Source organism: Actinoplanes sp. 13, from assembly GCF_056134165.1.
The window spans coordinates 25,095-43,346 of the sequence record NZ_JBVYOQ010000038.1; the positions used below are offsets into that span (position 1 = coordinate 25,095).

At 70.3% G+C, this 18,252-nt stretch carries 17 protein-coding genes and 2 riboswitches; of the genes, 9 read left to right on the plus strand and 8 right to left on the minus strand.

The genetic code is table 11. The annotated features are described in order from the left end of the window. Window positions 1-44: 44 nt before the first annotated feature. Entirely contained in the window at window positions 45-1,220 is a 1,176-nt protein-coding gene (locus AC0NH5_RS39095; protein ID WP_474412779.1) for a hypothetical protein, read from the minus strand. Between the two features lie 89 nt (window positions 1,221-1,309). Between AC0NH5_RS39095 and AC0NH5_RS39100 the strand changes: the two genes are divergently transcribed. The 5 genes from AC0NH5_RS39100 (at window position 1,310) to AC0NH5_RS39120 (ending at window position 6,906) form a co-directional block, all read left to right on the plus strand. Then, a complete protein-coding gene (locus AC0NH5_RS39100) occupies window positions 1,310-2,011 on the plus strand; it encodes a phosphotransferase (protein ID WP_474412781.1) in 702 nt (233 codons plus the stop codon). Beyond that, the gene (locus AC0NH5_RS39105) at window positions 2,004-2,765 is read left to right on the plus strand and encodes a (2Fe-2S)-binding protein (protein WP_474412783.1); all 762 of its coding nucleotides are present in this window, start codon (window positions 2,004-2,006) and stop codon (window positions 2,763-2,765) included. Before AC0NH5_RS39100 ends, AC0NH5_RS39105 begins: the two co-directional genes overlap by 8 nt. A 79-nt stretch (window positions 2,766-2,844) precedes the next feature. Further along, window positions 2,845-3,186 (plus strand): hypothetical protein, encoded by a 342-nt coding sequence (locus AC0NH5_RS39110; RefSeq protein WP_474412865.1) that lies wholly within the window; start codon window positions 2,845-2,847, stop codon window positions 3,184-3,186. 49 nt (window positions 3,187-3,235) lie between these two features. Beyond that, window positions 3,236-3,445: riboswitch (cobalamin riboswitch) on the plus strand. 111 nt (window positions 3,446-3,556) lie between these two features. Further along, window positions 3,557-5,911, plus strand: a complete 2,355-nt coding sequence (locus AC0NH5_RS39115) for a ribonucleoside-diphosphate reductase subunit alpha (protein ID WP_474412785.1) — start codon at window positions 3,557-3,559, stop codon at window positions 5,909-5,911. Further along, entirely contained in the window at window positions 5,911-6,906 is a 996-nt protein-coding gene (locus AC0NH5_RS39120) for a ribonucleotide-diphosphate reductase subunit beta (RefSeq protein ID WP_474412787.1), read from the plus strand. The genes AC0NH5_RS39115 and AC0NH5_RS39120 overlap by 1 nt, the downstream gene beginning before the upstream one ends. A gap of 106 nt (window positions 6,907-7,012) precedes the next feature. Here the strand turns inward: AC0NH5_RS39120 and AC0NH5_RS39125 are convergent, their stop codons facing one another. From AC0NH5_RS39125 to AC0NH5_RS39145, 5 genes are all read right to left on the minus strand, one after another. Beyond that, window positions 7,013-7,765 carry a CbtA family protein gene (locus AC0NH5_RS39125; RefSeq protein WP_474412789.1) on the minus strand — a complete coding sequence of 251 codons (753 nt, stop codon included), beginning with the start codon at window positions 7,763-7,765 and terminating at the stop codon, window positions 7,013-7,015. Continuing rightward, window positions 7,756-7,959 (minus strand): CbtB domain-containing protein, encoded by a 204-nt coding sequence (locus AC0NH5_RS39130; RefSeq protein ID WP_474412791.1) that lies wholly within the window; start codon window positions 7,957-7,959, stop codon window positions 7,756-7,758. The genes AC0NH5_RS39125 and AC0NH5_RS39130 overlap by 10 nt, the downstream gene beginning before the upstream one ends. A 34-nt stretch (window positions 7,960-7,993) precedes the next feature. After that, a riboswitch (cobalamin riboswitch) is annotated at window positions 7,994-8,125 on the minus strand. A 148-nt stretch (window positions 8,126-8,273) separates the two neighbouring features. Continuing rightward, window positions 8,274-9,071 (minus strand): SigB/SigF/SigG family RNA polymerase sigma factor, encoded by a 798-nt coding sequence (locus AC0NH5_RS39135; RefSeq protein WP_474412793.1) that lies wholly within the window; start codon window positions 9,069-9,071, stop codon window positions 8,274-8,276. Window positions 9,072-9,182: 111 nt separating this feature from the next. Further along, on the minus strand, window positions 9,183-9,902 hold the full coding sequence (locus AC0NH5_RS39140) for a hypothetical protein (protein ID WP_474412795.1): 720 nt from the start codon (window positions 9,900-9,902) through the stop codon (window positions 9,183-9,185). A 12-nt stretch (window positions 9,903-9,914) separates the two neighbouring features. Next, window positions 9,915-10,781, minus strand: coding sequence for an ABC transporter ATP-binding protein (locus AC0NH5_RS39145; protein WP_474412797.1), 867 nt, complete (start codon window positions 10,779-10,781; stop codon window positions 9,915-9,917). Between the two features lie 109 nt (window positions 10,782-10,890). On the opposite strand from AC0NH5_RS39145, the gene AC0NH5_RS39150 reads away from it, so the two are divergent. Together AC0NH5_RS39150 and AC0NH5_RS39155 are read left to right on the plus strand one after the other, a co-directional pair. Then, window positions 10,891-12,003 (plus strand): sensor histidine kinase, encoded by a 1,113-nt coding sequence (locus tag AC0NH5_RS39150; protein ID WP_474412799.1) that lies wholly within the window; start codon window positions 10,891-10,893, stop codon window positions 12,001-12,003. Continuing rightward, complete coding sequence (locus AC0NH5_RS39155; RefSeq protein WP_474412801.1) at window positions 12,000-12,602, plus strand: response regulator transcription factor; 603 nt, start codon at window positions 12,000-12,002, stop codon at window positions 12,600-12,602. The genes AC0NH5_RS39150 and AC0NH5_RS39155 overlap by 4 nt, the downstream gene beginning before the upstream one ends. 11 nt (window positions 12,603-12,613) lie before the next feature. Here AC0NH5_RS39155 and AC0NH5_RS39160 read toward each other — a convergent pair whose 3' ends face one another. Both AC0NH5_RS39160 and AC0NH5_RS39165 read right to left on the minus strand, forming a co-directional pair. Continuing rightward, a complete protein-coding gene (locus tag AC0NH5_RS39160) occupies window positions 12,614-15,895 on the minus strand; it encodes a type 2 lanthipeptide synthetase LanM family protein (protein ID WP_474412803.1) in 3,282 nt (1,093 codons plus the stop codon). A gap of 18 nt (window positions 15,896-15,913) precedes the next feature. After that, window positions 15,914-16,069 carry a hypothetical protein gene (locus AC0NH5_RS39165; protein WP_474412805.1) on the minus strand — a complete coding sequence of 52 codons (156 nt, stop codon included), beginning with the start codon at window positions 16,067-16,069 and terminating at the stop codon, window positions 15,914-15,916. A gap of 462 nt (window positions 16,070-16,531) precedes the next feature. Between AC0NH5_RS39165 and AC0NH5_RS39170 the strand changes: the two genes are divergently transcribed. Continuing rightward, window positions 16,532-17,200, plus strand: a complete 669-nt coding sequence (locus tag AC0NH5_RS39170) for a sigma-70 family RNA polymerase sigma factor (protein ID WP_474412807.1) — start codon at window positions 16,532-16,534, stop codon at window positions 17,198-17,200. A 573-nt stretch (window positions 17,201-17,773) separates the two neighbouring features. After that, window positions 17,774-18,205, plus strand: a complete 432-nt coding sequence (locus AC0NH5_RS39175) for a hypothetical protein (RefSeq protein WP_474412809.1) — start codon at window positions 17,774-17,776, stop codon at window positions 18,203-18,205. Window positions 18,206-18,252 lie beyond the last annotated feature (47 nt).

Genomic DNA, 18,252 nt, shown 5'->3' on the forward strand with positions numbered 1-18,252 from the left:
CGATCAGCCGACCCCGCAACCGGCCCCGATATGCCTCGGGAGGGTCAGCCGGTGGCCAGCTGCACCCGGACCACGTTGAGGTCCAGGCGGAACGGTGACGCCGTGGAGGACTGCTGGCGGGTGTAGGTGAGGTAGACGGTGCTGGACCCGTTGCCGTGCACGGCCAGCTCGGGGTGCTGCTGCACGGCGTAGTCGGCGCAGATCAACGTCCCTGGGTAACAGCTCGGCTGCTGTCCCTCCAGGACCGCCAGCGGAGCACTCCAGGGTCCCTCCGGCGCGGGAGCGGTCCGCAGCTCGATGCGGCTGGTCAGCGGCACGTTGAGGAACGCGACGTACGTGCCGAGCCCAGGGTTCCAGGCGACCGACCAGCCGGTCGGTGAACCCTGCGTGATCTCGGTGGCCCGGGTCAGATCGGCGGTCCAGGACACGGTGCCGTCGGCTGCCCGGACAGCGGCGCGGTAGTTGCCCTTGACCTTGGTGCGGTTCCAGTCGACGAGGCCGAACGCGTTGCGCAGCCCGACACGCGCCAGCCGGCATGGATAGTCGTAGTCGGCCCGGTTGTAGCAGTCGTACAGGTAAAGGGTGGTGGTGGCGGCGTCGTAGACACCGCCCGACGAGCCGAAGCGGAAGTCGCTGCCGGTGAACACGAGGTTCGAACGGGTGGCGGCGTTCTGGCCGGCGGTGAGGTCGGCGATGCCGACGCCCAGGTTCACGTAGTCCAGCTCGTTGCGCTCCTGGATCAGCATCCTGGTGTAGACGATCTGCGCGCGCGTGGTGTCCCGCGCGATGATCGAGGTCGGCCACAGCGCGTAACGGTTGTTCGGCTTGCCGCTCGCCCGGTTGTAGGCGGCCTCGTCGGCGGTGTAGGGCAGCAGCTGGTGCGGCACGCCGGTGCCGGTGTCCATCACGTTGGTGAGGTGCCACGGGTTGGCGACGAGCGGGGAGGTGGCGTGGGTGGCCGAGCGCCAGTCGTCGGCCGGGTCCGCGGGGGTGCCGCTGCTCCGGGTGTAGATCGTGTCGCCGAAGACCCAGCGGATCTGGCCGTTGAGGCGGGTGGAGGCACCCACGTCGCGGCCGATGACCGTGCCGGGGGTGCTGGTGAGGATGCCCTGCTCGGCCGCGGAGACGACACGGACGCCGGCTGGTGTGGCGGTGGGTGGCGGGCTGGTCAGCAGGAGCGCCGCTGTCAGCGGCGCGGAGAGGAACGCCATTGTTCGCATGACATCGAATGTCGTCATCGTCCGCCGGTGCGTCAATGCAGGTGTCGGAAGGCTTCCGGATCGGGCGGTGCTTCGCGGATGCTGGTGGGATGAGCGGGAGCCTGGAGCGAGCGCGATACGCCCGGTGGCTGGCTGCGCGGCCGGTCCGGGTGGGGGACACGATGCGCCGGCCGGCGCACGAGCGGTCGGCCTATGTGGATGAGCTTCTGCGGCGGCTTGCCGGCGCCGGGTTCACCGGGGCGCCGGAGCCGGTGGGCTATGACGAGCAGGGGCGGCAGGTCGTCACGTTCATCGACGGTGAGGTGATGGACGTCAAGGATGGGCCCTACCTGGTGCCGGACGGCCGGATCCGGAGCGCGGCGCTGCTGATCAGGGCCTTCCATGACGCGACGGGGGAGGGGGCGGAGGTCGTCTGTCATGGTGATCTCGGGCCGCACAACACCGTGTTCCGTGGGGAGCGGGCGGTCGCGATCATCGACTTCGAGGACGATGCCGGGCCGGGGCGGCGGGTGGACGACTTCGCGCAAGCGGTGTGGGGGTTCGCCGATCTGACCAGTGCCGAGGTGCCGGTGGGTGAGCAGGCGCGGAAGACCCGGCTGATGTGTGACGCCTACGGTGGTGTGACGCCGGCGGAGGTGGTGGAGGCGCTGGCCGCCCGGTTCCGGCGGGCCCGTGACGATCACCGGGCGTCGGGGCTGCGGGAGGCGGAGCGGATCTTCGAGGATCTGCTGGGCTGGATGGCGCGTCACGGTGCCGAGGTGGCCGGGCCGTACCGTGAGGGTCGTGTCTGACGACCGCGCTGGGGAGGCGCTGCGGGCGGCCGCCCGGTTCGGGGCCTATTTCGCGTGGGAGCGCTACGACGGCGGGGCCGGGTGGCGGCCGCTGCGAGAGCTGTTCGACGCCGAGGTGATCGCGGAACGGGTCGGCGCGGGGCGGGAGACGCTGGCGCGGATGGGTGGGCTCGATCCGGGTGAGCTCGAGGAGCGGGCGGTCGCTTCGACGATCTTTCTGGGGCTCGCCTCGCGCCTGCTGTCGCCGCTGGTCGCCGCGGTGGCCGTCACCGGTGTGCTGCCGCTGCCGGATGCGGACCGGATGTGGTGGCGGCCGGTCGGGAGCGGGCCGGTGCCGATCGCCTGGCGGGACCTGGGCGCGGTCGGCGGGCAGCAGCCGGCGGAGGTGTTCCGGCGGCAGGTCGAGCCTCTGCTGGAGGTGTTCCGCGAGCGGTTCGTGCTGTCGCCGCAGGTGTTGTGGGGCAACGTGGCGTCGGCGCTGGGCGGGGCGGCCGGCATGATCGCCGACGCGGAGCCCGGGGTGGCGGAGCGGGCCGCGGCGGTCGTGGCGGCGGCGCTGCAGGTGCCGCCCCTGCGGGGGGCCGCGGATCTCATCCGGCCGGATCCCGCGCGGGAACGCTGGTTCCTGGTGCGCCGCAACTGCTGTCTGTACTACCGGATTCCGGGCGGCGGCACCTGCGGCGACTGTGTGCTCACCCCGGAGGACGCGCGCCGTCGCACGTGGGCGGCGGTGCTGGCGCGGGGACCGGCGTGAACGGGTCGTCCGGTCGTACCCGCAGAATGGTTTTGGCGAAAGAGGTCGAGTGGGCGAGAACAGCCTTGCCGGTTGCACGGTGACGGTGTGCCGGGACTGTTGCTGCGGCAGCGTGGGGAAACATCCGGCGGTGGATCACGCCGGGCAGGTGGAGCGGTTGCGGGAGGCGATGGGTGCGGATCATCGGGTACGCACCAGCCTGTGCCTGGACGCATGCGCGCAGTCGAACGTCGTGGTCGTGCATCCGGCGCCGGCCGCACGCAGGCGGGGCGCTCGTCCGGTGTGGTTCGGGCTGGTCCTCGACGACGTGATCGTCACCGACATCGCTGCCTGGGTGCGCGACGGCGGGCCGGGTATCGCCACGATGCCCGCGCCGCTGACGCTCTCGGTCATCCGGGCGCCGGCAGGTCAGTCCGGGTGATCTTCGTCCGACACACCATGTGGGTATGACTTTTCCGTAGCCACCCAGATATGGTGTGCCACGCAGCTGGTTCGACCGGCCCTGTCAACGGGCCGGCCGAGGCAACAGGGAACCCGGTGGGAAACCGGGACTGCCCCGCAGCGGTGAGTGGGAACGACAGCCGTCATGAAGCACTGGGCGCGAGCCTGGGAAGCGACGGCCAGTAGGAGCGAGCAGGACGCCCACGAGTCCGAAGACCTGCCAGCGCGCCGCACGCACCGCGTGTGGCGGTCGAAGGCCGCGTGGGACGGCCGACGCCAGTTCGGCCCCGGCTGCCCGCGTGCGCCGGGGACGGTGGTGTCTGCCTCCCGCGTGCTCGCGAGGAGAGGGCATGACACTCACACCGGACAAAACCGTGCTGCCGGAGCAGCGCCGGCACGCGATGCGGGTGCGCAAACGCAACGGCGACCTGGAGCCGGTCGACGTCAACAAGATCGTCAAGGCGGTCGAGCGGTGGGTCGCCGACCTGGACGAGGTGGACCCGCTGCGGGTGGCCACCCGGACGATCAGCGGCCTCTACGACGGCGCGACCACCGCCGAGCTGGACAAACTGTCGATCCAGACGGCCGCCGAACTGATCGGCGAGGAGCCGCAGTACTCCAAGTTGGCCGCGCGGCTGCTCGCCGCGTGCGTCGACGAGGAGGTCCGGGAGCAGGGCGTCACCAGCTTCAGCGAGTCGATCCGCCTGGGACACGCGCAGGGCCTGATCGGTGACGGCACCGCGGAGTTCGTCGCGGCCCACGCCACGGTGCTGGACGCGGCTGTGGACGTGGACGGTGACCTGCGGTTCGAGTACTTCGGCCTGCGCACGGTCGCCGACCGGTACCTGCTGCGGCACCCCACCACCCGGGCCGTCATCGAGACACCGCAGCACTGGCTGATGCGGGTCGCCTGCGGCCTGTCGCAGAACGCCGCGGAGGCCACCGGGTTCTACCGGCTGATGTCGTCGCTGGCGTACCTGCCCAGCTCACCGACGCTGTTCAACTCCGGCACCCGGCACACCCAGATGTCGTCGTGCTTCCTGGTCGACTCGCCGAAGGACGAGCTCGACTCGATCTACGAGCGGTACCACCAGGTCGCGAAGCTGTCGAAGTTCTCCGGCGGCATCGGCATCTCGTGGAGCCGGGTCCGCGGGCGCGGCGCCCTCATCCGGGGCACCAACGGCAAGTCGAACGGCATCGTGCCGTTCCTGAAGACCCTGGACGCCGGGGTGGCGGCGGTCAACCAGGGCGGCCGGCGCAAGGGGGCGGCCTGCGTCTATCTGGAGCCGTGGCACCCGGACGTCGAGGAGTTCCTGGAACTGCGGGACAACACCGGCGAGGAGTCCCGGCGCACGCACAACCTGAACCTGGCGAACTGGATCCCGGACGAGTTCATGCGCCGGGTCGAGGCGGACGGCGAGTGGTCGCTGATCGACCCGTCGGACGCGCCGGAACTGCCCGACCTGTACGGCGCGGAGTTCGACGAGGCCTACCGGCGTGCCGAGAAGAAGGCGGTGCGGACGGTCAAGGCCCGCGACCTCTACGGCCGGATGATGCGCACGCTGGCGCAGACCGGCAACGGCTGGATGACGTTCAAGGACCGCTCCAACGCGCTGTCGAACCAGACCGGCACTGCCGGCAACGTGATCCACCTGTCGAACCTGTGCACCGAGATCCTCGAGGTGAACTCCGACGACGAGACCGCGGTCTGCAACCTGGGCTCGATCAACCTGGGCGCGCACACCACCGCCGGCGGGGTGGACTGGGAGAAGCTGCGCGCGACTGTGCGTACCGCGGTGGTCTTCCTGGACCGGGTGATCGACATCAACTACTACCCGGCGCGGCAGGCGGCCGCGTCCAACCCGCGCTGGCGCCCGGTCGGCCTCGGGCTGATGGGACTGCAGGACGCGTTCTTCACGCTGCGGCTGCCGTTCGACTCCGCGGCGGCGCGCGAGCTGTCCACCCGGGTGCAGGAGGAGATCTTCCTGACCGCCCTGGAGGCCTCCGCCGCGCTCGCCGAGCAGTTCGGCCCGCACCCGGCATATCCCGAGACCCGGGCCGCCAAGGGTGAGCTGCACCCGGACCTCTGGGGTGCGACGGTCTCGCAGACGGAACGCTGGGCCGCGCTGCGCACCCGGATCGCGGCGCACGGGCTGCGCAACTCGCTGCTGGTCGCGATCGCCCCGACGGCGACGATCGCCTCCGTCGCCGGCTGCTACGAGTGCATCGAGCCGCAGGTGAGCAACCTGTTCAAGCGCGAGACCATGTCGGGCGAGTTCCTTCAGATCAACACCTATCTGGTACGCGAGCTGAAATCCCGTGGCCTGTGGACCGCCGCGGTCCGGGAGGCGATCAAGCGGGCCGAGGGTTCGGTCCAGGGCATCGCCGAGCTGCCGTCCGACGTGCGCGAGCTGTTCCGCACCGCGTGGGAGCTGCCGCAGCGGGCGCTGATCGACCTGGCGGCCGCCCGCGCGCCGTACATCGACCAGTCACAGTCGCTGAACCTGTTCCTGGCCGCGCCGACCATCGGCAAGCTGTCGTCGATGTACCTGTACGCGTGGAAAGCCGGCCTGAAGACGTCGTACTACCTGCGGTCGCGTCCGGCGACCCGGATCCAGCAGGCCACGGTCTCCCTCATACCGGCCGTCACCGCCGCCGAGGCCTGCTCCCTGGAGAACCCCGAATCCTGTGAGGCCTGCCAGTAATGCTGCTCGACCCCGGAATGGACCTGACCCTGCGGCCGATGAAGTACCCGCACTTCTTCGACCGCTTCAAGGACGCGATCAAGAACACCTGGACCGTCGAGGAGGTCGACCTGCACGGCGACCTCGCCGACCTGGCCGGCCTGACACCCGCCGAGCGGCACCTGGTGTCGAGGCTGGTGGCGTTCTTCGCCACCGGTGACACGATCGTCGCCAACAACCTGGTGCTCAACCTCTATCAGCACGTCAACTCCCCGGAGGGCCGGCTCTATCTGTCCCGGCAGCTGTTCGAGGAGGCCGTGCACGTCCAGTTCTATCTGAACCTGCTGGACACCTATGTGCCCGACCTCGACGAGCGGCAGGCCGCGTTCGCCGCGGTCGACAACATCCCGTCGATCGCGCGCAAGGCCGAGTTCTGCTTCAAGTGGATCGACTCGGTCTTCGAGCTGCGAACGCTCACCTCGAAGGACGACCGGCGGGCGTTCCTGCTGAACCTGATCTGCTTCGCGGCGTGCATCGAGGGACTGTTCTTCTACGGCGCCTTCGCGTACGTCTACTTCCTGCGCTCCCGCGGCGTGCTGCAGGGGCTCGCCTCCGGCACCAACTGGGTGTTCCGCGACGAGAGCATGCACATGGCGTTCGCGTTCGACGTGGTCGACACCGTGCGGCAGGAGGAGCCCGACCTGTTCGACGCGGCCCTGGAGCAGCAGGTCCGCGACATGCTGGCCGAGGCGGTCGAGTGTGAGGTCCAGTTCGCGGCGGACCTGCTGGAGCAGGGCGTCTCCGGGATGTCGCTGACTGACATGCGGGAGTACCTGCAGCACGTCGCGGACCGGCGGTTGCAGGCGCTGGGGATCGAGCCGGTCTACGGCAGCAAGAACCCGTTCGCGTTCATGGAGCTGCAGGACGTGCAGGAGTTGTCGAACTTCTTCGAGCGGCGGGTCTCGGCCTATCAGGTCGGCGTGACCGGCTCCGTCAGCTTCGACGACGACTTCTGACGCACCGTTGTGGTGACTTGGGGTCCCGTGCGCACCCCAAGTCACCACACTCGCGGGCCGGAGCGCGATCAGTGTGTGAAGTTCGGGTCCGATACGGACCCGAACTTCACACACTGGTTTGCGGGACGGGCGCGGGCTCGGCGTGGGTGGTGCGCGGGGTGAGCAAGGCGGCGTACGCCAGGCCCAGCACGGTCCACAGCACCGCCTGCACGCCGAGCGACGTGATCCGGAAGTCCCACAGCAGCGCCGGCGGGAACGTCGCCGGCACCTCGTTGATGCGGGGCAGCAGCAGGTAGGCGACCGCGACCACGACCAGGAAGCCGGCCACGGCCGCGGCGGCCCGCCGCGACTCGGTCCGCTGGGTGCGCGCGGCGATCACCGCGGCCCAGACCGCGACCAGCCCGAGCACCAGCACCGCCAGATAGCTCCAGGTGCGCTGGTTGATGGTGGCCGGGTCGCCGACCGCGGGCGGGTTCGGCGGATATTTTGCGAACGGCACGAGCACCGCGCCGAGCAGCGCCGAGCCGGCCAGCTGGAGCGCGGCCCGGCTGTCGCTGCGGGTCCGCAGCCGGCCCCGCAGCAGCGCGAACGCGACGGCGAGGATACCGCCGACGGCCACCCCGTAGAGCGTGGTGGCCAGCACCAGACCGGCTTTCTGCCCGCCCCGGCTGACCAAGGGCTCCCCGTCGTGGTGGCCGGCGTCGCCGGACGCGTGCGCGGCGGCCTCCTCGATCGCGATGGCCGCCTCCACGTGCGGCTCCCCGAACACGAACGCGAAACCGCCGGCCAGCAGCCCGGCGATCAGCCCGGCGAGCAGGCCGCGAAGCAGGAGGGAGCCGAATCGGTGGGTCAGTGGCACGGAACGCCCAGCAGGTGCCGGCCGTCGTGCATCAGTTCGTGCAGGAACATGCCGCTCTGCGAGACGGCGCCGTTGTCGAAGGCGACCAGGTAGGCCAGCAGCAGCATCGTGGCGACGACCCCGGCTGCGGTGCCGGCGAGGCGGCGGGAGATCGCCGGGGCGGCGGTGGGCCGGGCGGATCGAACGTCGGACATGAAGACCAGACCTCCTACGGGATGACGCGTCCCGTTCGTGGGGCTGCGGCAGGCGAGCTTCCTGACTCCCGGCCCAGGACTGGACCGGTCACAGTGGCGCGACCGCACCGGACTCTCACCGGTTTCCCTCGCGTTGCCGCAGATGACTGACCTCAACCTAGTTGCCACCGCCGCATCGGCACAACGGTCAGCCCCGGTCCGCCATGGTCGTCTTCGTCTCTTCCGGACAACCGGCCGGCGGCTGATGCGAAGGTCATAAAAATGCGCCGCCGAGGATGGCCCTCGGCGGCGCGGACGTGCGGGGGGTGCGGTGATCAGGCGGCGCCGTCGATGTGGCGGCGGAGCTTGACCAGGGCCTTGGAGAGCAGCCGGGACACGTGCATCTGCGAGATCCCGATCTGCTGCGCGATCTCCGACTGGGTCAGGTTGCCGTAGAAGCGCAGGCTCACGATCTTCTGCTCGCGCTCGTCCAGGGTGGCCAGGGCCGGCCCGAGCGAGACGCGCAGTTCGGCCAGCTCGAAGCCGTTGTCCTGCTCGCCGAGGGTGTCGCCGAGCGTGGTGCTGCCCTCGGCGTTGGCCGGGGTGGAGAGGCTGGTGGAGTTGTAGGCGCGGGCGCCCTCCAGGCCCTCCAGCACCTCTTCCTCGGAGATGCCGAGGTGGGCGGCGATGTCCGCGACGGTGGCGGAGCGGCCCAGGGTGTGCGCGAGGTCGTTGTTCGCCGCGGTGATCGCCAGGCGCAGCTCCTGCAGCCGGCGGGGCACGCGGATGGACCAGGTGCGGTCGCGGAAGTGCCGCTTGAGCTCGCCGACGATGGTCGGGATCGCGAAGCCGGCGAAGTCGACGCCGCGGTCGGCCTCGAAGCGGTCCACCGCCTTGATCAGGCCCATCACGGCGACCTGCTGGAGGTCGTCGACCGGCTCGCCGCGGCCGGCGTAGCGGTTGGCCAGGTGGCGGGCCAGCGGCAGCCACGCCTCGATCGCCTCGTCGCGGACCCGGGGCCGGGACGGGTGGTCGGCGGGCAGTGCCGCCATCGCAGCGATCAATTCGCTTGCCGCATCGGTGGTCCTGGTGGAGTCGGACGTGCGGCTTGCGGAAACAGCGACGGCGGTCATGGGGCTCCTAGCTTCTGCCTTGCGATGCACTTGCCTTGCGATGCGTGGCACCCCTAGTGCCCAACTCCCCGCGCGTCCTAAACAAAAAAGATCCGGAACGGCCCCGAGGGGTCAGCGGCGCGGTTCCCAGCGGAACATCCGGGCGGCCAGCGCCACCGCCACCACGACCCAGCTGAACGTCGGGGCCAGCAGCAACAGCGAGTCGCCGATCGCGGCACCGCCGTTCCAGGCGTTCATCACCAGCTCGGTGGCCGAGCCGCCGGGCAGCAGCCGCTTCAGCAGGGTGAGCTCCGCGGTGCCGCTGATGCCCACCCAGCTGACCACCGCGATGACGCCGAGGCTGACCGGCAGCGTGGTCACCTGGGCGTGCTCCGGCGAGTTGGTGAGACCGGCGGTGGCCAGCGCCAGGCCTACCATCATGGCGATCATGGCGAGGACCGCGGCGCCCATCAGCGGCACGTTGTCCGGCCGGTCGGCGACCGTGGCCAGCACGGTGAGGATGGTCACCACCTGCACCAGCGCCAGGACGGTGACCGGCAGGAGCAGCCCGACGAGGATCTGCCGGTCGCCGGCGGCGGTGGACCGCAGCCGCTTGAGGAAGAGGTTCTGCCGACGGGTGGCCAGCGTGGTCACCGCGGTGGTGTAGAGCCCGAACGCCCCGATCGTGAACATCACGATCGCCGCGATGTAGCCGAGGCTGGCGGCCGACGCGAAGATCTCATGCCGGTAGACGAAGAACGCGCTGACCGCGATCGGCATGATCAGGCTGGTGACCAGCACCAGGCGGTTCCGGAAGATCTGGCGCAGCTCGCTGAGCGCGATGGTGAGCATGGTGGTTCCCTTTCAGGCGGTGATGGCGCGGAAGACGTCGTCCAGCCGGGTCGGCCCGGCAGTGAGCTCGGTGAGCTCCACACCGTGGTCCTCGGCCCAGCCGAGCAGCACGTGCAGGTCCTTCTGCAGGGTGAAGGTCTCGATCAGGAAGCCGTCGCCTTCGGCGGTTGCCGGCAACGGCAGCGCCGGTGCGCCGCGCGGCACCGAGAACCGGATCACGGCCGGCAGCGTCCGGGTCAGCTCGGCGACCGTGCCCTCCCGCTGGAAGACGCCCTGGTGCATGAGCCCGATCCGGTCGGCGCGCTGCTGCGCCTCCTCCAGGTAGTGCGTGGTGAGCACGATGGTGGCGCCGTTCTCGCGGAGCCGGTCCACGGCGCCCCAGAGGGCGTCCCGCGACTGGATGTCCAGGCCGGTGGTCGGCTCGTCCAGGAAGAGCAGTTCCGGTGTGCCCCAGATCGCGGTGGCGAAGTCCAGCCGGCGCTTCTCGCCGCCGGAGAGATGGGCGACCTTCGTGCCGGCCTTACGGGTCAGGTCCACCACGTCGAGCACCCGGTCGACCGCGTCGGTGCGCCCGGAGAGCCGGCCGATGAGCGCGACCGACTCACCGGCCGTGAGGTCGGGGGTGAATCCGCTGTCCTGCAGCATGATGCCCGTCCGCGGCCGGACGGCCTTGCGGTCGTCCGGCCGATGACCGAACACCCGCACCGTGCCCGAGCTGGGCCGCCGGTGTCCCTCGATGGTCTCCAGGGTCGACGTCTTCCCGGCCCCGTTCGTGCCGAGCAGGGCGTACAACTCGCCGCGCCGCACCTGGAAGCTCAGGTCCCGTACCGCGTGGAAGTCGCCGAACCTGACGTTGAGTGCTTCGACTTCGATCGTCATGCCCTCCATGACACCCGCTGCGAACCGCGACGATCAGTGGCGTGGTGTCACGGCAACTGATGACGTGGTGTCACTGTCCGGCGTACCGGTCCCCCCGAATACTGGACAGGTGACCGCAAGATCGCTCCGCTTCACCGCGCCGACGCAGGACCGGCTGCACCGGCTCAACGTCGTCCTGACGCTGCCGATCCTGGCTGTCGCGGGCGTCTTCGTGGTGGCGTTCGACGCCGGCAGTTGGGGGGAGGCGGCGGTCCTCGCCGCCGGGGTGCTCGCCGCGCTGGTCGCCGCCGAGCGGTGGGCCGCGGGCGAGCTGTTCCGCCCCTGGGTGATCGCACCCACCCTGCTGATCACTCTGGTGGTGTGGCCGCTCGGCGCGTGGGCGTTCGACAGCCGCAACGCCTTCTGGGGACTCTGCGTGGTGGGCTCGCTGATCGCGCCCCGGCTGCCCCGGTATCGCCGTGCGGCCGGCGTCGTGCTGGTCGGCTACGTCGCCGGGGTGGCCGCCGTGCGGCTGCTGACCTACTCCGGCGACGTGCGCGGCGACCTGGTCAGCTTTCTCGTGGTGCCCACCGGCGTGACGCTGCTGGTCACCATCCTGCAATTCCCCAACGAGGGGTTCTACGACGTGATCCGCGAGCTGGAGCAGTCCAAGGCGCGGGAGGCCGAGCTGGCCGTCATCCGCGAGCGGGTCCGCTTCGCCGGCGACCTGCACGACATCCAGGGCCACACGCTGCACGTGGTGAAACTGAAGACCACGCTCGCGCGCAGACTGGTGCGCAGCGACCCGGACCGGGCCGAACAGGAGCTCCGCGAGATCCACGAGCTGGTCAGCGACACCATCACACAGACCAAGGAGCTGGCGTACGCCCAGCGCCGGCTCAATCTGTCGGCGGAGCTGGAGAACGCCAAGAACCTGTTCGAGGCGGCCGGCATCCAGGTCCGGATCAACCGTGCCGCCGACACCGAGCCGCGCGCCGGCGAAATGCTGGGGCAGGTCCTGCGCGAGACGACGACCAACATCCTGCGGCACGCCCAGGCCACCCGCGTGCGGATCACCCTCACCGGGCTCGGTATCACCATCGTCAACGACGGCGCGAACGGCGATGCCCTGCCCGAGTTGCGCGGGCTCTCCGCCCTGCGGCAACGGGTGGCGGACGACGGCGGCGAGCTGACCGTGACGCAGAAGGACGGCGAGTTCGTGACCGCGGCGGTGCTGTCATGACGACCGTGGTGCTCGCCGACGACGAGGCTCTGCTGCGCAAGGCCCTGGCCGCGCTGTTGCCGCTGGAGGGCGACATCACCGTGCTCGCCGAGGCGGAGGACGGCGTGACCGCGGTGCAGGCGACCCTGCGGCACCGGCCCGACGTACTGGTCATCGACCTGGAGATGCCGAACGTGGACGGCCTCGGCGCGGTCGCCCAGATCCGCGCGGCACGCCCGGAGCAGGTCATCCTCATGCTCACCCGGCACGCCCGGCCCGGCGTGCTGCGCAAGGCCCTCAAGCTCGGCGTGCAGGGCTTCGTCAGCAAGTCGGCCGAGCCGGCGCACATCACCTCGGTCATCGCCCGGCTGCACGAGGGCAAGCGCTGGGTGGACCCGGACGTCTCCGCGCTCGCCGTCATCGACGACTGCCCGCTCACCGACCGCGAACTCGACGTGCTGCGGGTGACCGGCGAGGGTTACTCGGTCGCTGACATCGCCGCCCGCCTGCACCTGGCGCAGGGGACCGTCCGCAACTACCTCTCCAACGCCATGCAGAAGACCCAGACCCAGACCCGCCACGACGCCGCGCGGTACGCCCGCGAGCACGACTGGCTCTGATCGCGTCCTGCTCACCGGGGTGGGGGCGGCTCCTGAGCCAGCACGGAGGGCACGCGCTCGGGGGAATGCAGCCGCAGCAGGCCGTAACCGATGCCGGCCAGCCCGGTGAGAAGGCCGGGCAGCCCGATGTCGCGGTGCAGCCCGCAGTGCCAGCCGGTCTGTTCGACGGTGTCCAGCACCGTCGTGGCCTGCCGGCGAACCTGATGCCGCAGGGCCGTCTCGCCCGTCCGGTCGGCGACCAGCTGGAGGAAGTCCAGGCTGCCCAGATCGCCGTGGCACAGTGAGTGGCCGTTGCCGAACCCGCCGGCGAGGGTGTCGGCCACCGCGGCCGACAGCTCCTCGGCGAGTTCCGGACGTGGTGGCGTGGACTCGGCCTGAGCGGCGTGGAGCCGGGCGAGACCGATTCCGGGAGAACCGTGACACCAGGCCACCGACCGGCCGGTCCGCGGCGAGCCGTCGTCGAAGCTGACGGTGACCTCACCGGTCCGGGAGTGGTCGCGGATGTCCCGCCAGTGGCCGGCCTCCGGATCGTAGAGGTCCCGCTCGTAGTCGAATCCGCGCCGGGCGGCCTGCGCGTAGGCCTGGTCGCCGAGGAGTGCGCCCGCGGCGAGCAGCGCGGCGGCGATCCCCGAGGTGCCGTGCCCGAATCCGGCCAGCGGCTGATCGGCGATCTCCAGTCGCCGCAGCTCCGCCGGCAGCCAGCCGGCCCCGCCGCCGTACGCCCGCTGCGCCGAGACCAGCTGGTCGGCGGTCGTCCGGATCAGATCGAGCACCATGCCACTCGGCCGGGCGTGATAGCGCGACACCAGGCCGAACAAGGCGCCCGCGGCGCCCTCGGTCACCTCGTGCTGCTCATCGGCCGCCAGCAGGGCAGGCAAGCGCTCGGCGATCCCGGTGGCCTCGTCGAGCAGGCGCTCGTCCGCCCACAATGCCCCGAGGTGACTCAGCCCGTAGATCGCGCCGCCCAGACCGGCGAGCCCGACCGCCCGGCCGAGCATGCCCCGCCGGATCTGGGCGAGGGCGGTCCGCACCGTGTCCCGGGCCAGGTCCCGGGCCGGCCGGTCGCCGGCGATCGCCGCGTACCGGGCGAGGAAGACGGCGATGCCCAGCAACCCGTCGTGCAGACCGGGACCGAGGGCGCCGACGGCACAGCTGTGATGGAACCCGAACTGGGCGCCGATCCACGTGGCATACCGTCCCTCGCGGACCGCGAGGTCCGCCAGCCGCGCGGTGATCGCTGCCGCGGCACCGGCGATCCGGCTGTCGGGCGCCGGCTCCTCGGCCGGGCCGGTCCGATAGCGGGGGAAGAGGAACCTCTGTTCCTTCTGCATGCCGTTGACGGCGAGACAGGCCCGGACCAGCCAGATCTGCCGGGCCAGGTCGTCGGTGCCGAGCCGGTCCAGGATCGACCGGGCGATCCGCAGGCCGGGCACCACCGGCATGCCCGGCACGGCGATGCCACGGCTGTCGCGTATCGGACCGTCCGCGGCTCCGGTGCTGAACACCGGGATGTCACCCTGCCAGAGGTCCTGCCGCTCGGCCTCGGTGACCGGCGCCAACCCGGGCCGCCGGGCGACCTCGCTCCACAACCGATCGAAGTGGCGCTCCCGGTCCAGGCCGTCGGTCAGCAGGCTGGGATGGTACGACGTGCTGAGCAGCACCGCGTAGGTCATGGTGTCGCGGACCAGGACGCGTACGTCGTCGGCAGCGAACGCGGCCAGCGGGCCGTCCGGCGCCGCAAGAGATTCCCGGTGCTCGGTGAACACTTGGTAGGTCTCGGTGAATCCGCGCACGATCTGATCCACCTGGTCCCGGGTGGCGATCTCGCCCGACCGGTCCGGCGGCGGCTCGCCGGCATGGGTCAGGCTGATCCGCATGCGGTCGGTGCCCACGCCGGTCACGGTGGGACTGCGCACCGCTGCCCGGGCCGGCCGGGCCGCTGCCGCCGACGCCATGCCGGCCTGTCCGGTGCCCCAGGGGGTGGAACGCACGGGCAGCAGCCCGGTGTGCAGAACCGACCCGGAGACGAGGTCGGCGGCCAGGTTCTCCGCGCTCGTCTCGCCGTGCGGCCGCAGCGACGGCATCTCCGGTTGGAGCAGCGTCTCCAGGTCCACCAGCACCGGCTGGTCCCCGGCCGGGATCACGTTCTCCTGGTGGAAGTCACCGGCGTGCAACAGGTAGAGGATCGCCAGCAGGCCGCCCTGCCGCCGGTGGTACCGCAGCGTGGCGTCGTGACCGTCGGGAAGCGCCGGCTCGACGTACTCCATCCAGCCGTAATCACCACGGTCCCAGCAGCGCAGCACCCGGAAGGAGAGACCCGGTGCGCGTTCGTTGATCCAGGCGAGCAGCTCCTGGAAGTGTCCGTCGATCGCCGAGGGGCGAGGTTTGTAGACGACGCGCAACCCGGACGCGAACCGCACCACGGCCACCGTTCGTGCCCCTCGGTGCGGATCTCCGAGACCGGTGACAACATCGACGATCGATCCGGGGTCGCGCTCCGGGGCGAACCTCCGGACCAGCTCGGGAAGATCGTCGGCCAGGCGGGTCACCAGTTCGGCGGCCTGGGCCACCCATGCCTGGCCGGTGATCGCGAGATGCCGGGCCAGGACCGGATAGCGGCTCAGCAGCCGGCGTTGCTCCCGCGGGTCACCCAGCCGTTGCCGGAAGACCGCGAAGTTGTCCTCGGTGGTCCGTCCTTCGTGTGCCTGCGCCTTCCGGAAGGCGGCCAGCTCCAGCAGACAGGTGCGCTGGACCGCGGCGTCCAGGCGGGGCCGGAATCCGCGCAGCAGTAGGTCGGCCACATGTTCGGGGGCCGGCAGACGATCCTGCGGGACGGTCGCGAGGACCGAGGTGAGGTCTCGGTGGAGCCGGCGCGTCAGTGGGTCGGTCAGTGGCCGGAACGGCGGGTTCCCGGAGGGCTTGCCGGCCTCCAGGGTGTTCCCGGCGGCGTACGCGGACAGCAGGCCGGCTGCCCAGCGCGGTTCGTCCGGTGCCCGCGCCGCGAGCATGAAGAGCAGGCCTGGTTCGTCCATCCCCGCGGCAGCGAGCCGGCGGCGCCACAGTGGCGCACCGCCGGCCACGCCGACGCGGGGAGACGTCGCGTCCTTCTGCTCGTCCAGGCCGAACGGCGATGCCCGGCGCCATTGCTCTTTCCGTTCCTGAGCTCGAGCCACCCGGCCGGGGTCGAGCGGTGTGCCGTCCGCTGAGGGGCGCTCGGCCAACGGAGCGGCACGCCGAAGACTCCGGACGAGATCCTCGTCGCTGAGCGGGACGGAAAGATCATGGGTGGTCATCGTCGTTCGAGCCGTGGCTCAGAAGCAGCAGACGCCGATGGCGGAGAACCAGCTCCGCGCGGCCTCGGTGGACTGCAACTCGAGCGCGCGCTCGAACTCGAGCATCTCCGCCTCCAGGTCGCCGGCCGGGTGATCGAGGTCGACATCAATTTCCAGTACCGCGGTGTCGGGCATCTGTTCGTTCCCTTCATCGATCTCTTGCAGGGCATGTCCACTTGCTACACGACGTGGAGCCGCTGAAAGGTTGCATCGATCGCTGTCCTTGTCGCAGCGGCCGGCGCCGATCCGTCTGCCTGCCGCGTAATCCCTGCTCAAGAGCCTTTCCGGGTCTCTCGCGCGCGCGTATGCACGCGCGATGAAGGGGGCTGTTCGGCGTCACCGCAACATCTGTCAAAGGCTCTTGCTCATGGCGACAATCCATGCCAAAGTACGGCAACCGCCAAGATTTCGATGAAGTTGCCGAGTGCGTGCGCGCCGGGCCGTTCATCCCCGGGCTCGCGGTCCCGCTTCAGCTCACCCGCAAGTGCGGACGTCCCTGGCGGCAACGGCGAGGAGGGGCCATAGGAGTACACGACGTAGCTCTGACGGTGCGCTGCACACCGGTCGCCAATCGCACGGGGGAAACGGGGAAAGCTGATGGCCGTCACGGCCACCGATGGCGAATTCGAGATGTTCACCAGAGCAACGCGGAGTTGGTTGCGCCAGCAGGCCTACAACGTCTGCGGTGACTGGCACGAAGCAGATGATCTCGTCCAGATGGCCTTGTGGAAGATCTATCGCCGCTGGCCCGAGTTACGCCGGCGCGCCGAGTTGAAGGCGTACGCCCGGCAGGTGGTGATGAGCAACTTCCTGACCGAACGGCGGCGCTGGCGCTGGCGGCACGAGCTGTCGACACCGACAGTGGCCGACCGGGCCCGGGTGCCCGTCGATCTGGCCGCGGTGGAGGAACGGACCGTCCTCGTGGCGGCGATGCGCCAACTCGGCCCACGCCAGCAGGCGGTGCTCTCGCTGCGATTCTTCGGGGACCTGAGTGTCGAGCAGACCGCACGGGTTCTGGGCTGTGCGCCGGGCACGGTGCGCAGCCAGACCGTCCGTGCGCTGACGACGCTGCGCCGCGAACTCGCGTCCGGCGAGACCGAGACCGAGACCGAGTCCGACGCCGAGGCGGAGCCGGCGGGCCCGGCCATCGAGGTCGTGCGGACTCCGGTGTTCGGCGCCCGCCCGGCCCCGCCGCCGGGCTGGGCGACGCGTCTGTCCAGGGACCCACGCGCTGTGGAAGTGGGAACGGTGCGCCGCGCCGGCTGATCCCTGTTCCGGTGGTTCGGAAGATGTTCACCAAGAAAAAACATGCGCTCCTCAATGTGACCGGGGGCGCCGGACAATGGTGTCCACGCGGGGCCGAATCGTCATCAGGCGGTTCGGCCCCGCGCGTGACGGCTGCGCTTTTCCTCGCCATTGCAGGTCATCCCAGGTATCGGCAACAAAAAAAGATTGCTCATTGACGCGGATCGTTCCGGACTGTTAGCTTGTTCTCGTCCCTCGGGGGAGGACGTCACAACGACTTGGCTATCCAGGTCTGGTGCCGGTTTCGCATACAGCATGAAGCATTCACCGTTGCTCGGCTGCGCCGCACCAGGACCATCGAGCCCTGTCTCCCCGCTGAGCCGACCCGCTTGCAGAAGCGGACGTTTCTCCGTGCATCGCGGGAGATCAGTGTCGCCATGAGCTCTTCCTCCGGCATTTGCTGCGTCAGCGGGATCCGGCTCTGATCAAGCCGGCGCCGCCTGACGTATTTCCGTTCGCCTCGAGCGCCACCCCGGGAACACCTCGACGGTTGACGGCTGCCCTGATGACAAAAAACGAAAGGAACCACCGACCATGAAGAACCGCATGATCCGCATGGGCGTCGTGACGGCGCTGGCGGCCACCGCGTTCAGCTTCACCGGTGCCGCCGCGGCCTCCGCCTCTCCGGCGCACACGCGGACGCAGGCCGTGACGGTTACGGTGGCAGCACCGGCAACCGTCTCGGTTGCGGGCGCTGCCTCCACCAGCACCACCTCCGGCCTGGGTGGCGCGACCACGGTGGCCGGCGAGGTCGACCCGACCATCACCCGCCGGAAGATCTTCAACGCCGTCAAGCGCGCCGTCGGCGCCGCTTGGAACGCGGCAGCGAATGCCGTTCGCGCGGGCTACGCCGCCTTCCAGCGCTGGTTCAACGGCCTGCCCCGTCCGGTCCAGATCGCCATCAAGGCCGCTGCTCTCGGCAACGACCTCCTCTGGATCTACGAGCTGATCCGCCAGTTCCTCTGATCGACACGAATCAACGGGTAGTAGCAAATTAAACAAACGCATCCGGG

Excerpts from the sequence above, each read along its gene's own strand:
- AC0NH5_RS39160 (WP_474412803.1), bottom strand. The coding sequence starts at position 15,895 with ATGACCACCCATGATCTTTCCGTCCCGCTCAGCGACGAGGATCTCGTC.
- AC0NH5_RS39155 (WP_474412801.1), top strand. The coding sequence starts at position 12,000 with ATGACGACCGTGGTGCTCGCCGACGACGAGGCTCTGCTGCGCAAGGCC.
- AC0NH5_RS39175 (WP_474412809.1), top strand. The coding sequence starts at position 17,774 with ATGAAGAACCGCATGATCCGCATGGGCGTCGTGACGGCGCTGGCGGCC.
- AC0NH5_RS39120 (WP_474412787.1), top strand. The coding sequence starts at position 5,911 with ATGCTGCTCGACCCCGGAATGGACCTGACCCTGCGGCCGATGAAGTAC.
- AC0NH5_RS39145 (WP_474412797.1), bottom strand. The coding sequence starts at position 10,781 with ATGACGATCGAAGTCGAAGCACTCAACGTCAGGTTCGGCGACTTCCAC.
- AC0NH5_RS39095 (WP_474412779.1), bottom strand. The coding sequence starts at position 1,220 with ATGCGAACAATGGCGTTCCTCTCCGCGCCGCTGACAGCGGCGCTCCTG.
- AC0NH5_RS39100 (WP_474412781.1), top strand. The coding sequence starts at position 1,310 with ATGAGCGGGAGCCTGGAGCGAGCGCGATACGCCCGGTGGCTGGCTGCG.
- AC0NH5_RS39130 (WP_474412791.1), bottom strand. The coding sequence starts at position 7,959 with ATGTCCGACGTTCGATCCGCCCGGCCCACCGCCGCCCCGGCGATCTCC.
- AC0NH5_RS39115 (WP_474412785.1), top strand. The coding sequence starts at position 3,557 with ATGACACTCACACCGGACAAAACCGTGCTGCCGGAGCAGCGCCGGCAC.
- AC0NH5_RS39165 (WP_474412805.1), bottom strand. The coding sequence starts at position 16,069 with ATGCCCGACACCGCGGTACTGGAAATTGATGTCGACCTCGATCACCCG.
- AC0NH5_RS39140 (WP_474412795.1), bottom strand. The coding sequence starts at position 9,902 with ATGCTCACCATCGCGCTCAGCGAGCTGCGCCAGATCTTCCGGAACCGC.
- AC0NH5_RS39170 (WP_474412807.1), top strand. The coding sequence starts at position 16,532 with ATGGCCGTCACGGCCACCGATGGCGAATTCGAGATGTTCACCAGAGCA.
- AC0NH5_RS39135 (WP_474412793.1), bottom strand. The coding sequence starts at position 9,071 with ATGACCGCCGTCGCTGTTTCCGCAAGCCGCACGTCCGACTCCACCAGG.